Source organism: Actinomadura sp. NAK00032, from assembly GCF_013364275.1.
In the GTDB taxonomy this organism is placed as follows: Bacteria; Actinomycetota; Actinomycetes; order Streptosporangiales; family Streptosporangiaceae; genus Spirillospora.
Map to the genome: position 1 here is coordinate 8639875 of NZ_CP054932.1, position 14515 is coordinate 8654389.

Annotated in this window: 13 protein-coding genes; 10 read left to right on the top strand and 3 right to left on the bottom strand. The window is 73.4% G+C overall.

The window, feature by feature from the left end:
• Positions 1-25: 25 nt before the first annotated feature.
• Positions 26-373: a hypothetical protein gene (locus tag HUT06_RS39740; RefSeq protein ID WP_176200408.1), complete on the top strand. Its 348-nt coding sequence runs from the start codon at positions 26-28 to the stop codon at positions 371-373.
• On the opposite strand, the gene HUT06_RS39745 is transcribed toward HUT06_RS39740, so the two are convergent.
• Entirely contained in the window at positions 370-1542 is a 1173-nt protein-coding gene (locus HUT06_RS39745; protein WP_176200409.1) for a cytochrome P450, read from the bottom strand. The two genes, HUT06_RS39740 and HUT06_RS39745, sit on opposite strands and share 4 nt — an antisense overlap.
• Before the next feature lie 353 nt (positions 1543-1895).
• Here HUT06_RS39745 and HUT06_RS39750 point away from each other — a divergent pair, with 353 nt between their 5' ends.
• The 8 genes from HUT06_RS39750 (at position 1896) to HUT06_RS39785 (ending at position 11234) form a co-directional block, all read left to right on the top strand.
• Positions 1896-3107 (top strand): cytochrome P450, encoded by a 1212-nt coding sequence (locus HUT06_RS39750; protein ID WP_176200410.1) that lies wholly within the window; start codon positions 1896-1898, stop codon positions 3105-3107.
• Positions 3108-4475, top strand: a complete 1368-nt coding sequence (locus HUT06_RS39755) for a cytochrome P450 (protein WP_176200411.1) — start codon at positions 3108-3110, stop codon at positions 4473-4475.
• Positions 4472-5341 carry a hypothetical protein gene (locus tag HUT06_RS39760; RefSeq protein ID WP_176200412.1) on the top strand — a complete coding sequence of 290 codons (870 nt, stop codon included), beginning with the start codon at positions 4472-4474 and terminating at the stop codon, positions 5339-5341. The genes HUT06_RS39755 and HUT06_RS39760 overlap by 4 nt, the downstream gene beginning before the upstream one ends.
• Positions 5338-6960 carry a prenyltransferase/squalene oxidase repeat-containing protein gene (locus HUT06_RS39765; protein ID WP_254715632.1) on the top strand — a complete coding sequence of 541 codons (1623 nt, stop codon included), beginning with the start codon at positions 5338-5340 and terminating at the stop codon, positions 6958-6960. Before HUT06_RS39760 ends, HUT06_RS39765 begins: the two co-directional genes overlap by 4 nt.
• Positions 6961-7173: 213 nt before the next feature.
• Positions 7174-9792 (top strand): nitrate- and nitrite sensing domain-containing protein, encoded by a 2619-nt coding sequence (locus tag HUT06_RS39770; protein WP_217711633.1) that lies wholly within the window; start codon positions 7174-7176, stop codon positions 9790-9792.
• Positions 9789-10214, top strand: coding sequence for a roadblock/LC7 domain-containing protein (locus HUT06_RS39775; RefSeq protein ID WP_176200413.1), 426 nt, complete (start codon positions 9789-9791; stop codon positions 10212-10214). The genes HUT06_RS39770 and HUT06_RS39775 overlap by 4 nt, the downstream gene beginning before the upstream one ends.
• A complete protein-coding gene (locus tag HUT06_RS39780) occupies positions 10211-10642 on the top strand; it encodes a DUF742 domain-containing protein (RefSeq protein ID WP_176200414.1) in 432 nt (143 codons plus the stop codon). The genes HUT06_RS39775 and HUT06_RS39780 overlap by 4 nt, the downstream gene beginning before the upstream one ends.
• Positions 10623-11234, top strand: a complete 612-nt coding sequence (locus HUT06_RS39785) for an ATP/GTP-binding protein (protein WP_176200415.1) — start codon at positions 10623-10625, stop codon at positions 11232-11234. Before HUT06_RS39780 ends, HUT06_RS39785 begins: the two co-directional genes overlap by 20 nt.
• Here the strand turns inward: HUT06_RS39785 and HUT06_RS39790 are convergent.
• Positions 11231-12175 carry a LysR family transcriptional regulator gene (locus HUT06_RS39790; RefSeq protein WP_176200416.1) on the bottom strand — a complete coding sequence of 315 codons (945 nt, stop codon included), beginning with the start codon at positions 12173-12175 and terminating at the stop codon, positions 11231-11233. The genes HUT06_RS39785 and HUT06_RS39790 overlap by 4 nt on opposite strands.
• 95 nt (positions 12176-12270) lie before the next feature.
• Here HUT06_RS39790 and HUT06_RS39795 point away from each other — a divergent pair, with 95 nt between their 5' ends.
• Positions 12271-13503: an MFS transporter gene (locus HUT06_RS39795; RefSeq protein WP_176200417.1), complete on the top strand. Its 1233-nt coding sequence runs from the start codon at positions 12271-12273 to the stop codon at positions 13501-13503.
• On the opposite strand, the gene HUT06_RS39800 is transcribed toward HUT06_RS39795, so the two are convergent.
• The gene (locus tag HUT06_RS39800; RefSeq protein ID WP_254715842.1) at positions 13479-14450 is read right to left on the bottom strand and encodes a polyprenyl synthetase family protein; all 972 of its coding nucleotides are present in this window, start codon (positions 14448-14450) and stop codon (positions 13479-13481) included. The genes HUT06_RS39795 and HUT06_RS39800 overlap by 25 nt on opposite strands.
• Between the last annotated feature and the right edge of the window lie 65 nt (positions 14451-14515).

Consider the following 14515-nt stretch of genomic DNA (forward strand, 5'->3'; position numbering starts at 1 on the left):
CCAATGCCGGATTCGAGGAGTTTCGTTGCGTTTGATCAGCGTCACCGTGCTGGGTACGGCGCTCATCGGGGCGGGCATGCTGGCACCGGCGACGGGTGAGGCGACGGCGACCGGCCATGGCGGGCTGTCCGTGGAACCGGACGTCGCGGCGCCGGGGCAGCACGTACAGGTCTCGGTTCCCGGGTGCCGGGTTCGCGGGGCGGCGTCGCCCGCGTTCGCCGGACGGGCCGCGGGCGGCTCCGCGACCGTCAGCGCGGACGCGGAGCCGGGCACGTACACGGTGGTGGCGCGGTGCGCCGGCCGGAAGGTCGCCGGCCGGCTCACGGTCGCCGGGCGGCTCTCCTGGCCGACCCTGCTGCCCGCCGGCGGCTAGAAGACCACCGGCACGCTGGGCACGCCGATGACGCCCGTCGGCCATTCGACCTGCGGACGGGCGCCGGGCGCCGGCGCGTACTCCGGGATCCGCCGGTGCCATTCCTCCAGGACGACCCGCAGCTCCATCCGCGCCAGGTGGATGCCGAGGCACCGGTGCGGGCCGCTTCCCCAGGTCAGGTTGTTGTAGTCGCGGCCCGGGTCGAACGCGTCCGGGTCGGCCAGCTCGGCCGGGTCCCGGTTGGCGGCGCCCACGGCGACTCCGACGGGCGCGCCGGCGGGGATGTGCACGCCCGCCAGGACGACGTCGCGCGTCGCCACCCGGGGGACGACGGCGTTGGCCGGGTCCACGCGCAGCATCTCCTCGACGGCGGCGGGGATGGCGGCCGGGTCGGCGGCGATCCGCCGGCGCAGTTCGGGCCGGGCGGCGAGCTTGGCGAACATGAGGCTGAGCGCGTTGGTCACGGAGTCGACGCCGGCCAGGACGAAGAAGAAGCACAGGCCGACGGCCTCCTCGTCGGTGAACGGGTCGTCGCCGGGAGCGTCGAACAGGTCCCGCAGCAGCCCCCCGGCGCGGCCCGCCCGGCACTCGGCGACATGGGCGCTGACGTAGCCGAACAGCTCGGCGGCGGACTGCATCGCCTCGGCCGGCGGCTCTCCCGAGCCGGACAGGTCCGCCAGCTTGATGATCACCTCCCGCCAGGCGAGGAGGCGGTCGAGGTCGTCCTGCGGCAGCCCGAACAGGTCGAGGAAGACCTTCGCCGGGACGGGGCGGGCCAGTTCGGTGACCATGTCGCAGGAGTTCCGCTCGGCGATGGCGTCGACGAGCGCGGTGACCTGGTCGCGGACGGTCTGCTCCACCGCGGCCGCGGCGCGCGGGGTGAAGAACGGCTGCAGCATGCGGCGGTAGCGGGTGTGGTCCGGCGGGTCGAAGGCGATCGGGACGAGCGCGACGGGGCTGCCGAGCGTGTCGAAGGCCCGCTTGGAGGAGAACGTCTCCGGGTTCTTGAAGACGTGTTCCGCCAGCTCACGGGTGGTGACGAGGTATCCCGCGTCGGAACGGGCGACGGGGCCGGCCGCCCGCATGACCGCGTATCCCTCCCCCCGGTCGTCGGCCATCGGCAGCAGCTCCATCCGGAGCAGTTCCTCGCCCGTCGTCTCAGCAGTCATGACCATCCCGCCCAGAGGGGTATTCAGCGTCTGATGCGGCAGATGGTATGGCTCGCGAAGATGGTTGGGAAGTGCTGCACACACACCATTCGCCGGTCTACTGCCACAAAAACTGACGAATGGCAATAGACACTCCAGGGTGAGCCATATCACTGATGGTTCGCCTTATTCGGACACAGTCGACTCTTGCCTCACTTTGGGTCACATGTAATACTTCCACCGCATTCGCCATATTTTGGGCAACTTTATACCACCTTGCGACCTGACCTTTGCAGGACCCGGAGGCACGACCTTCCCCGCGCGACCGAAGGGATCTCCGTCCGATGGCCCTCGAAATCAGTCCGGAAGAAGCCGTGACCGCTCCGATCCCGCACCCGCTGGACCAGGACGCCGAGGGGGTGAACCGGCCGGGCCTGCGCAAGAACCCGAAGTACCACCAGATCCGTGAGACCGGCACCGGCGTCGCCGCCGTCGTCCGTCCCGACGGGTCCGCGGCCAAGCTCGTGACCAGGTACCACGACGTCGAGCAGGTGCTGCGCAACGACGAGGTGTTCTCCCGCGAGGCCGCCCGCGACGCCGACGACATGGACCTGGAGGGAACGCTCCTCGGCCTGGACGGGGCCGAGCACGCGAGCGTCCGCAACGCCGTCCGCGGCTGGTTCACCCCGCGCGCGGTCGAGCGCCTGCGGGGCACCGTCGAGGAGCGGGCCGCGGCTCAGATCGCGGCGATGGTGGAGCACGGCTCCCCCGCCGATCTGGTGACCGAGTTCGCGATGCCGTTCTCGCTCCACCTGATCTGCGACATGCTCGGCCTGCCGCAGGAGGGCCGGCTCCGGTTCCGCGGGTGGGCCGACGCCTTCTTCGGCATCACCGAGCAGACCCGCGACGGCGCGGCCGACGCGCTGATCTCGATGGTCGTCTACATGAACGAGCTCGTCGAGCAGCGGCGGGACGACCCGGGCGACGACCTGCTCTCGCAGGTCGCCGTCGGCGGCGCGCACCTGTCGCCCGACCGGCAGATCAAGCTCCCGGTCAGCCTCGTCCTCGGCGGCTGGGAGACCGTGGCCAGCACTGTCTGCACCCAGATCCATGTACTGCTCACACACCCGTACGGGGAGTACGAGACCGCGTACGCGTACCTGACCGACCACCCGGAGGCCGTCCCCGGCGCGGTCACCGAGCTGGAGCGCCTGTTCTCGGTGACCGCGGCCGACGAGATGCCGCGCCGGGTCACCCGGGACGTGACGCTGCCCAGCGGCGCCCGGCTGAGCGCCGGCGAACTCGTGATCCCGTCCCACGACGCCGCGAACTGCGACCCCCGCGTCTTCACCGAGCCGTACCGCATGGACTTCGCCCGCGACCCGAACCGGCACCTGTCGTTCGGGTACGGGGTGCACCACTGCGTCGGGCGGCATCTCGGCCACCTGGAGGTCGTGACGGGCATCGGCCTCCTCACCCGCGAGCTGCCGTCCCTCCGGCTGGCGGTGCCGTCCGACGCCATCGAGCGCAAGCCCGGCAACGCGATCCTCAGCCCCGTCGCCCTGCCCGTCGCGTGGGGCCGCTGAATGTCCGTCCTCACCGGCGCGAAACCCAGGCGCAATCCGAAGAACTTCCCCCTCCACCGCACCCTGCCGGGTTTCCTCAAGGATCCGCTGCGGGAGCTGGAGCGCATCAGCGCGGTCGCGGGCGGCGGCGTCCCGCGGCTCGACCTCGGCATCGTGAAGCCGCTGCTGGTGACCCGCCCCGACCACCTCCAGGCAGTGCTGCGGAACACCGACACCTACGCGCGCGACGGCATCTTCTGGCGCCCGCTCAACGACCTCATGGGCGACGGCATCCTCGGCGAGGGCGGCGAGTCCTGGGCGGTCAGCCGCAAGGTGCTGCAGCCGGTGTTCACCCTCCGCAACGTCCGGTCGCTCACCGGCCGGCTGGCCGAGACGATCAACGCGGCCGTGGACGAGCTGGAGCCGGCCGCGCGGTCGGGGCGGCCCGTGGCGGCGGGCGCCGAGATGACCCGGATCGTCAACCGGACGGTGGTCCAGATCTTCTTCGGCGGCAAGATCGGCCCGGCCGAGACCGCGCGGCTGGCCCCGGCGTTCGAGGCGGTCATCGCGGCACTGGCCTTCCGTGTCCTGCTGCCGTTCCTGCCCGACCGGCTCGCCCCCCGGGGACGCTCCTACCGGGAGGGCGTCCGCACCATCGATGACGTGATGTTCGGCCTGGTGGAACGTTACAGGGACGACCCCGGCGACGGGCTCGACATCTTCACCGCGCTGTGCCGGGCCCGCACCGAGCCGGGCAGCGGGCTGACCGACAAGTGGGTGCGCGACAACCTCGTCGGCATGTACTCGGCCGGCACCGAGACGACGGCCACGGCGCTGAGCTGGCTGTGGCCGCTGCTGTGCGCGCATCCCGAGGTCGCCGCGCGGCTCTACGAGGAGATCGACCGGGTGGTGGGCCGCGACCGGGTCGGGCCCGAGCACCTGGAGGGCCTGGCCTACACCAGGCAGGTGGTGCAGGAACTGCTGCGGCTCTACCCGGTGGGCTGGCAGTTCCCCCGCATGGCGGTACGGGACACGACCCTCGACGGCTTCTCCGTCAAGGCCGGCCAGACCCTCCTGATCAGCCCGTACCTCACCCACCGCCTCGCCTCGGTGTGGGAGCGCCCGGCCGAGTTCGACCCGGACAGGTTCGCGCCCGAGCACACCGCGGGCCGGCACCGCTACGCCTATTTCCCGTTCGGCGGCGGGCCGCACCAGTGCGTCGGCAACCACCTCTTCCAGATCGAGGCGCAGCTGATCGCGGCGAGCGTGCTCAGCCGGTTCCGCCCCGAACCGGCCGGCCCGGTGCCGTCCCGCCCCGCCATGGGGCGCACGCTCCGGCCCGAGCACGAGCTGCGGATGCGCCTCGTCCCGATCGAGGAGCGGGCATGACGGCGGCGGCGGCCGAGCAGGGCCGGATCTGCGCCCTGGCCACGCACTGCACGCGCGACCTGCAGGCCCGCGCCGCGGCCCACCCGGACCTGTTCGACGCCAAGCCCTTCGACGCCGCGCTCTTCGGCGCGGTGTCGCTGGCCAACGCGTTCGGCTCGCCGGACGGCACCCCGGCGGAGCTGGAGATCGCCAACCGCACCGCACTGTGGATCTTCGCGCTCGACTGGCGGATCGACTACCGGGCGACGGAGCGCGGCGACGTGGCGGCGATCGCGGCCCGCTGCGCGGCCACCGTGGCGGGCGAGCCGCCGGACGACCCGCTCACCCGGTTCCTCGCGGAGATCCGCGACCGGCTGGCCGAGTCGCCGGCCTACCCGCAGTTCTCCCCGGTCTGGGCGGACGAGCTGCGCCGGATGCTGGACGCGATGGTGCTCGAATGGACGTGGAAGGCGGACCATGCGGAGACCGGCTCCTGGACGCCGGACCTCGACGACTACCTGGCCAACGCCGACAACTTCGGCTCCACCTTCGTCAACGCCGGGCACTGGATCCACACGTCCGGGCGGGCGGCGCTCGACCGCCTCGGCGCGCTGCTGGAGGCCAGCCGGGAGGTCCAGCGCGTGCTCCGGCTGCTCAACGACCTCGCCACCTACGGGCGCGACGTCACCTGGGGCGACGTGAACGCGATGCTGCTCGGCGCCGACCGGGCCTCCGTCGAGAAGAGGATCGGCGAACTCGTGGACCGCTGCCGTGAGCTGTTCGAGCCGCTGCGCGACGCGTGCCCCCGCGAGACCGCCTACCTCGAACGCCAGATCGGCTACAGCACGGGCTTCTACGGCGCGGGCGACTACTGGGGCGCGCTGTGAGCGGGACGGAGGCGGCCGGCGCGGCCGATGATCTGATCGCGAGCCTCGTCGCCCGGCCCTGGGGGCGGGTGTCGCCCTCGGTGTACGAGACGGGCCGGCTCGTCTCGCTCAGCCCCTGGCTGACCGGGCACCGGCGCAGGGTCGCCTTCCTTGTCGACACCCAGCGCCCGGACGGCGGCTGGGGGGCGCCCGACGACGGCTACGCGCTCGTGCCCACGCTGAGCGCGACCGAGGCGCTGCTGTCCGTCCTCGTCCGCACGCCACCGGAGTCCGGCACTCCGGAACCCGCGGTGTGCGCCGCCGCGGTGCGGGGACTGCGCAGGCTCGGCACCATGCTGCCCGGCCGCCCGGGGGCGCCCCTGCCGGACATGCCGGCGATCGAGCTGATCGTCCCGTCCCTCGCCGGGCTGATCGACCGGCGCGTGGCCGACCTCGCCGCGCGACCCGCGCCCCCGCCCGGCCTGCCGGACGGGCCGCTGCCGCTGCCGCTGCCGCGCGGCATGGACGGCCGCAAGCTGACCCTCGTCCGGGACCTGCTGGCCTCGGGCGCGCAGCCGCCGCAGAAGCTGATGCACGCGCTGGAGATCGCGGGCCCGGCGGCGCGCGGCCTCGCCCAGGCCCGTCCCGAGGCGACCGGAACGATCGGCGCGTCGCCCGCGGCGACCGCCGCCTGGCTGGGCGACCGCCCGCCGGCCGAGCCGAGCAGCCCCGCGCGCTGGTACCTGGAGACCGTGACCGCGATGCACGACGGAGCCGTGCCGGTCGCCTACCCGCTCACGGTCTTCGAGCGCGGCTGGGTGCTGAGCTGGCTGATCCGCGCCGGGGTCCCGGTCACCGTCCCGCCCGAGATGGTGCTCAGCCTGACCGCGCCGATCCGCGCGGACGGCACGCCCGCCGCGGACGGGCTGCCGCCCGACGCCGACACCACGGCCGCGGCACTGCACGCGCTCGCCCTTCTCGGCGTTCCGCACAAGCCGGATTCGCTGTGGAATTTCGAGACGCCCACGCATTTCTGCACGTGGCAAGGCGAAGACGGATTCTCGGTCACGACGAATGCGCACGTGCTGGAGGCGTTCGGCGAGTTCACCGCGTCCCGTTCCGCCGGGTCCGCCGATATCGGCGACGGCCGGCACGAGGCCGCCGCCGGCAAGGTCGCCGACTGGCTGCTCGGCCGGCAGCGCGACGACGGCGCCTGGACGGACCGGTGGCACGCCTCGCCCTACTACGCCACCGCGTGCTGCGCGCTGGCCCTGGACCGGTACGGCGGCCGGCCGCGGAGCGCGGACGCCGTCGACCGGGCCGTGAAGTGGGTCCTGGAGTCCCAGCGCCCGGACGGTTCGTGGGGCCGGTGGGAGGGCACCGCGGAAGAGACCGCGTACGCGGTCCAGACCCTGCTGCTGCCGGCGGTCACCGCCGGCCGCGAGCCGGGGCGCGACCTCGTCCGCGCCGCCGCGCGCGGCCGCGGCGTCCTGCTGCGGGGACTGGCCCTGCCGGACCGCGCCCACCCGCCGATGTGGCACGACAAGGACCTGTACCACCCGGGCGCGATCGTGCGGGCGGCCGTCCTCGCCGCGCTCCATCTGCTGGACGCGGTGGCACCCGACCGCGGCAAAGAGTGAATTTCGTCATAAGGTCCGAAGGACGTAAAGCGGCAAACCGGACGACAGTTCCGAACAATCTCATTCCGCTTGAGGAGTGGAGTTCTCATTGCTAGGGTGCTGGTCCGTACGGACGAGACCACCGTCGCGGCCGCTCGCCTGCTCCGAACCGCCGGCCCCCTTTTATCAACCGCGCCGGTTGCTGATTCTTAAAACATTGTTAGGGCGATTATCATGCGCTTCCGCAACTCCCGACTGCGGACCAAGATTGCGGCCCTGCTGCTGTCGCTGACCGCGCTGTGGGCCTTCGCGGCGTGGGTGACGTTGCGCGAGGGCGTGAACCTGCTGTGGGTCAGCACCTACGACAGCAAACTCGCCACCCCCTCCGACCCCCTCCTCGTCGAGCTGCAGCGGGAGCGCAGGCTCACCGCGGTGTGGATCGCGAGCCCGAGCCAGCGGCGGCACGAGGAGCTGACGACCCAGCGGACCCGCACCGACAGGGCGGCGGCCGAGCTCGAGAAGGGCGCGCGAAGCGGGACGCTCCGCCGGGCGGCGGACGACGACCTGGAGCGGCGCGTCGACGAGATGCTGGACCGGCTCCACAAGCTCGACGCGCAGCGCAAGACGGTCGACGCGCGCACCATCGCCCGCTCCACGGCGCTGCAGGGCTACACGACGACGATCGACTCCGTCTTCCGGATGTACGACGCGATGGGCACGCTCGACGACAAGGGGATCGCCAAGAACACCGGCATCCTCATCGAGCTCAACCGCTCCTGGGAGCTCCTCTCCCAGGAGGACGCGCTGGTCGCGGGCGTGCTCGCGGTCGGCCGCGTCAAGCAGGACGAGATGACGCAGATCGTCCAGATCAGCGGGATCCGCCGGTACGCCCTGTCCAAGGCGCTCACCCAGCTGGAGCACGAGGACGAGGACGCCTACCGCAGCTTCACCTCCAGCGCCAGGCTCCGGCAGCTGGAGGCCGTCGAGAACCGGTTGACGGCGCCGCGCGCCGGCCGCGCCGCCAGGATTCCGGCGGTCACCGCGGCGGAATGGGAGAGCACCACCACGCCGGCGCTCGCCGAGATGCGCGACACCGTCCAGGACGCGGGCGCCCGCCTCGTCGACCGCTCCACTCCCGTGGCGGCCGGTGTGATCACCCGGTTGGCCCTCGCCGGTGGTCTGGGGCTGCTCGCGGTCATCGCGTCCATCGTCGTGTCCATCACCACCGCACGCGCGCTGGTGCGGCAGCTGGAGCGGCTGCGCGGCGCGGCGTGGGAGCTGGCCGAGCAGCGGCTGCCGAGCGTCGTCGAACGCCTCGGGCACGGCGAGAAGGTGGACGTCGCCGTCGAGGCGCCGCCGCTGCAGTTCGGCGGCGACGAGATCGGGCAGGTGGGCCGCGCGTTCAACGCCGTCCAGGAGACCGCGATCCGCACCGCCGTCGAGCAGGCCGAGCTGCGCCGCGGCATCCGCGACGTCCTGCTGAGCCTGGCGCGCCGCACGCAGGCGCTGGTGCACCGGCAGCTGAGCATGCTCGACACGATGGAGCGCAAGCGCGACATCGACCCCAAGGACCTGGAAGAGCTGTTCCGCCTCGACCACCTCGCCACCCGCATGCGGCGCAACGCCGAGAACCTCATCGTGCTGTCGGGGTCGATCCCGGCCCGCGGCTGGCGGCAGCCGGTCCCGATGGTGGACGTCATCCGCGCCGCCGTCGGCGAGGTCGAGGACTACACCCGCGTCACCGTGCTGCCGTTCGGCCCGGTCGAGCTGGCCGGACGCGCCGTCGGCGACGTCACCCACCTGCTGGCCGAGCTGATCGAGAACGCCGTGTCGTTCTCGCCGCCCGACACCGCCGTGCACGTCGGCGGCCACCTCGTCGCCAACGGCTTCGCCATCGACATCGAGGACCGCGGGCTCGGCATGACCGAGGACAAGCTCGCCGAGATCAACGAGCGGATCGTCGACCCGCCCGAGTTCAACCTGCGCAGCTCCGTCCAGCTCGGCCTGTTCGTGGTCGCCAAGCTCGCCGAGCGCTACGGCGTGCGCGTCTCGCTGAAGCGCTCCGCCTACGGCGGCACCACGGCCGTCGTCGTCATCCCGCAGGACCTGGTCGTCGAGGCGGGCACCGCGAAGGCGCCCGCCGCCACCACCGAGAACGGGCTGGCCGTCCGGCAGCCGGCCGCGGTCCCGGCCGGGGCCTCCGAGCAGGCCGGGCAGGGGTCCGTGGTGACGCTCACCAGGCAGCCGGCCGGATCACCGCCCGCCCTGGTGGCCGTGCCCCCGCCCGCCAGTGAGCCGGACGACGCGTCCGCCCCGCAGGGCGACCCGCGCACCACGGGCCCCCAAGCCACCGGCCCGCAAACCACCGGCCCGCAAACCACCGGCCCGCAAGGCGGCGACCCGAACGTCACCGGCCCGCAGGCCGCCGAACCGCGCACCACCGGCCCGCAGACCGTCACCACGGCGACCGGGCCCCAGGCCACCGGCCCGCAGACCGCTCCCGCCGGTGCACCCGCCCCAACGCGCTCCCCGGGCGAACCCGCACCGCCCGGCGGCCCCGCGGCGGCGGGCGGCGGGGATTCCGCGACGAGCCCCCCGGAGGACCAGCCCCCCGTGACCGAGAGCACCACCCCGTCCGGCCTGCCCGTCCGGGTCCCGCAGGCGAACCTCGCGGCGCCGCTGCGCACCGACGAGCCGGTCGTCGCGCAGGAGCCGGACGAGCCGGACGTCCCCGGCCGCTCCCCCGAGGAGATCCAGCGAATCATGGGTTCCTACCAGCGCGGCACCCGCCTTGCGAGGACGGCGGTCGAAACCCGCGGCAACGAAGCAGTGGAAGGCGAGGACGAGCAGTGAAGCAGAAGGCAGGTTCGCCGTCCGATCTGGGCTGGCTGCTGGACGATCTGGTCCACCGCGTGCCGCATGCCCACAACGCGGTCGTCCTGTCCGCGGACGGCCTGCTGATGGCCTCGTCGGAGGGCATGAGCCAGGACGACGGCGAGCACCTGGCCGCCGTGGCCGCCGGCATCCAGAGCCTGGCCAAGGGCGCCGGGACCCGGTTCGGCGGCGGCCCGGTCCGGCAGACGATCATCGAGATGCAGACCCAGTTCATGCTGGTGACGGTGGCGGGCAAGGGCGCCTGCCTCGCGGTGCTGGCCGACGAGGACGCCGACGTCGGCCTCATCGCCTACGAGATGGCGATGCTCGTCACGAGCATGGGCCACCACCTGACCTCGCCGTCGCGTGCCGAGAGCGCCGCGGAGGGCCGCCCGACATGATGCCGCCCGAGGACCCCTCCCCCGAGTTCTGGTCGGAGGAACCGGCGCGTCACCCGGAGACGGACGCGGAGCGCTGGCTCGACGAGCACGCCGGCCCGATGGTCCGCCCGTACGTGATGACGAGCGGCCGCATCGAGCCGACCCGCGGCAAGTTCGACCTCATCACGCTGGTGGTCGCCTCCGGTCCCGAGCCGGACACCGCGATCGGGCTCGGCCCGGAGCATCTCGCGATCCTGCGGCTCTGCCAGAACGTCATCTCCGTCGCCGAACTCACCGGCCATCTCAACCTGCCCGTCGCGACGGTGCGGGTGATGCTCGGCGACCTCCTCGACAAGGGGTTCGTCTCCATGCAGGAACCCGAACCGGAGGCGGACATGCACGACATCAGGCTCTACAAGGCGGTGATCGATGGTCTCCGGGCCCTCTAGGGGGATGCGCGCCCGCCGGCTCCCCACCGCGGTCAAGATCGTGATCGCGGGCGGTTTCGGCGTCGGCAAGACCACCATGGTAGGCACGGTCTCCGAGACGCAGCCGCTGCGCACCGAGGAACTCCTGACCGACCAGGGCATCGGCGTGGACGACGTGTCCGGGGTGGAGCGCAAGAACACCACCACGGTCGCGATGGACTTCGGCCGCATCACGATGCGCAACGAGTACGTCCTCTACCTGTTCGGCACGCCCGGCCAGGAGCGCTTCTGGTTCATGTGGGACGAGGTCGTCATCGGCGCGCTCGGCGCCGTCGTCCTCGCCGACACCCGCCGGCTGTCCGACTGCTTCCCGTCGGTCGACTACTTCGAGCGGCGCGGCACGCCGTTCATCGTCGCCGTCAACTGCTTCGAGGGCGCGCAGCGCTACGACCTGGCGGAGATCCAGATGGCCCTGAACCTGGGCCCCAAGGTCCCCGTCATGCTCTGCGACGCGCGCAGCATCGACTCGTGCAAGGAGGTCCTCATCGACCTCGTCCTGCACGCGATGAAGGCCCGCGGGGTCACCGAGGAGCCCGAGCCGCAGAACGTCTAGCCGCGCCCAGGGCCGGCGAGCAGCGGGAACCCGCGCTCGCCGGCCCTTGCCGTCCCGGGCCCGCCGCCGAGGGCGGCGGCGAAGGCGCGCAGGGTCGCGGTGGTGCGCTCCGGCCGCCAGACGAGCGTGAGCGCCGAGCGGGGCAGCCCCGTGACCGGGACGAAGGCGATGTCGCCGCGCGCCTGGCCGCGCGCGGTCGGGACGCACAGCAGCATCGCCCCGCGCCCCACGGCGACCAGCGCGAGCGCCTCCTGGATCGTGCTGACGGCCGGGCCGGACGGGATCAGCCGGCCGCCGGGCGTCGCCCCCGGCGACTGCGCCTCCCGCCAGTAGCGCGGCGCCGGCCCGGCGACCCTGATCAGCGCGTGCCCGGCGAGCTGCTCGGCGTCGACGGACGGGCGCCCCGCGAGCGGATGGCCGGCGGGGACGGCGAGGCTCAGCGGCGCCTCGTTGAAGACCGGGCCGGTGGCGAGGTCGCGCTCCCGCACCGGCGCCAGCACGATCGCGGCGTCGAGGTCCCCGTCCCGGACGGCGCCGAACGGGTCCGCGAGCGGCACCTCGACGGTGTGCACCTCCGAGCCGGGATGGTCGCGCTCGAACGCGGCGACGAAGCCCATCAGCTCCTCGTCCAGCGCGCCGAGGAACCCGACCCGCAGCACGCCGCCGACACCGCGCGCGGCGGCCCTGGCCCGGTCGACGGCGGAGAGGACGGCCGCGTACGCGGGCTCCAGCTCGTCCCGCAGGGTCGCGCCGAGCGGGGTCAGCCGCACCCGGCGGCTGGTGCGTTCCACGAGCCGGGCCCCGACCCGCTGCTCCAGCGCGCGCAGCAGCTGGCTGACGCGGCTCTGGGACAGGTAGAGGCGTTCCGCGGTCCGGCCGAAGTGCAGCTCCTCGCTGAGGACGAGGAAGCACTCCACCTCCCGGGCCTCGATCTCGGGCACCGCGCTCCTCCGGTCGGCGATCGATCAGTCTCGCTCATACAAGGATGCGATCTTCGCCGTTGTTCCCGGCGCGCCGGCGCAGCAGGGTCGTGGGCATGACGCACGCTCCCCTCTCCCCCCTGTCCGCACCCCGGCGCGGCCGGCCCGCGGTCCTCGCGGTCGCCGCGACGACGTTCCTGGTCGTCACCAGCGAGATGCTGCCGGTCGGGCTGCTCACCTCGATCGGCCCCGACCTCGGGGTGTCCGCGGGCGCCGCCGGGCTGGCGATGACCGTGCCCGGCCTCGTGGCCGCGCTCTCGGCGCTCGTGCTCCCCGCCGCCACCGCCCGGTTCGACCGGCGGACGGTGCTGGCCGTGCTGGCGGGCCTGCTGGCCGCCGCCGACCTGGCCTCGGCCGCCGCACCGAATCTGGGGGTGCTGCTGGTCGCGCGGGTGCTGGTCGGCATGGCGATCGGCGGGGTGTGGGCGATCGCCGGCGGGCTGGCGGTCCGGCTGGTTCCGGCGCGCTCCGCCGGCACCGCCACCTCGGTCATCTTCGGCGGGATCGCGGTGGCGTCGGTGGTGGGCGTCCCCGCCGGCACGCTGCTCGGCGACCTGGCCGGCTGGCGGGCCGCGTTCGCCGCGGCCGGGGTGTGCGCGGCCGCCGCCTGCGCCGCGCTGGCCGTGCTGCTGCCGCCGCTGCCCGGCACCGGCCCGGCGGGCCTGCGGCGGCTGCCGGGGCTGCTGCGCGTGCCCGCCGCGCGGGCCGGGCTGCTGGTCACGATGCTGCTCGTCACCGGGCACTTCGCGGCGTACACCTACGTGCGTCCCGTCCTGGAGGGGGTGTCCGGCGTGGACGCCGACCTGATCAGCACACTCCTGCTCGGCTACGGCGTCGCGGGCGTCGTCGGGAACTTCGCCGCAGGGTCGGCATCGGCGCGCGACCCGCGCCGCACCCTCATCGCGCTCGCCGCGCTGCTCGCACCGGCCGCCCTGCTGATCCCCATCGCAGGTCGGAACCCGCTCCCGGCAGTGGTGCTGCTGATCCTGTGGGGCATCGCCTACGGCGGCGTATCGGTCACCCTGCAGAACTGGCTGCTGCGAGCGGCGCCCGACGCACCCGAGCCCGTGTCGGCGCTGTTCGTCGCCACGTTCAACATCGCGATCTCGCTGGGAGCGCTGACCGGCGGACGCGTCACCGACGCCGCCGGAGCGGAAGGCGTCATGTGGCTGGGCGGTGCGCTGGCCGTACTCGCCCTGGCCGCCGCGATGACGCTCGGGCATCGCCGGGACGGCGAGGTTCGCGCCCGCCCGGTGCGGGAGGCTCAGCCGGTGCGGGAGACGACGTAGTCGCAGAGGTTGGTGAACGCCTCGCGGGCCGGGACGTCCGGGAGGGTGAGGAGTTCGGTGCGCGCGTCCTCGGCCCACCGGCGCAGGTCGGCGCGGGCGCGGGCCATCGCGGGGTGGGCGCGCAGGAGGGTGAGGGCCTCGGCGTGCAGCGCGTCGTCGGTGAGGTCCTGGACGAGCAGCTCGCGGAGCCGGGCGTCGTCCGGGCCGGAGCCGATGCCGGCGAGCACGTGGTGCACCGGCAGCGTGCGGATGCCCTCGCGCAGGTCGGTGCCGGGGGTCTTGCCCGACTCCTCGGTCTCGGAGTCGATGTCGAGGATGTCGTCGGACAGCTGGAACGCGATGCCGATCTTCTCGCACGCGGAGGTGACCGTGTCGACGACGTGCGCGGGGGCGCCCGACAGCAGCGCGCCGAACTGGCCGGAGACGGCGATGAGCGACGCGGTCTTGTCGGCGACGACCTGGAGGTAGTGCTTGAGGGGGTCGGCGTCCTCGCCGGGGCCGACGGTCTCCTGGATCTGGCCGCGGACGAGCCGCGCGAACGCGCGGGCCTGGATCCGGACCGCCTCGGGGCCGAGGTCGGCGAGCAGGTCGGACGCGCGGGCGAACAGGTAGTCGCCGGTGAGGATCGCGACGGTGTTCGTCCACCGGGAGTTGGCGGACTGCTGGCCGCGGCGGACGGTCGCCTCGTCCATCACGTCGTCGTGGTAGAGCGTGCCGAGATGGGTCAGCTCGACGACGACGGCGGCCGGCACCACGCCGGCCGCGGCGGGGTCGCCGAAGTGGGAGGCGAGCAGTACCAGCATGGGCCGGAACCGCTTGCCGCCCGCCTCGACGAGGTGCTCGGAAGCCTCGGTGAGCAGCGGGTCCTCACCGCGCACGCAGTCGAGCAGCAGGGCCTCGACGTCGGTCAAACGCGCCTTGGCGTCGGACGCGAGCGCGGCGTCGATGGGAAGCCCGAACGGGCCGGTCCCCTTGACGGCCGGCCCGCCGGACTTCTCCGCGGATGGGTTGC

Bases quoted from the DNA above. Each gene is read 5' to 3' on its own strand.
- HUT06_RS39745 (WP_176200409.1), bottom strand. From the start codon at position 1,542: ATGACTGCTGAGACGACGGGCGAGGAACTGCTCCGGATGGAGCTGCTG.
- HUT06_RS39755 (WP_176200411.1), top strand. From the start codon at position 3,108: ATGTCCGTCCTCACCGGCGCGAAACCCAGGCGCAATCCGAAGAACTTC.
- HUT06_RS39760 (WP_176200412.1), top strand. From the start codon at position 4,472: ATGACGGCGGCGGCGGCCGAGCAGGGCCGGATCTGCGCCCTGGCCACG.
- HUT06_RS39770 (WP_217711633.1), top strand. From the start codon at position 7,174: ATGCGCTTCCGCAACTCCCGACTGCGGACCAAGATTGCGGCCCTGCTG.
- HUT06_RS39780 (WP_176200414.1), top strand. From the start codon at position 10,211: ATGATGCCGCCCGAGGACCCCTCCCCCGAGTTCTGGTCGGAGGAACCG.
- HUT06_RS39785 (WP_176200415.1), top strand. From the start codon at position 10,623: ATGGTCTCCGGGCCCTCTAGGGGGATGCGCGCCCGCCGGCTCCCCACC.
- HUT06_RS39795 (WP_176200417.1), top strand. From the start codon at position 12,271: ATGACGCACGCTCCCCTCTCCCCCCTGTCCGCACCCCGGCGCGGCCGG.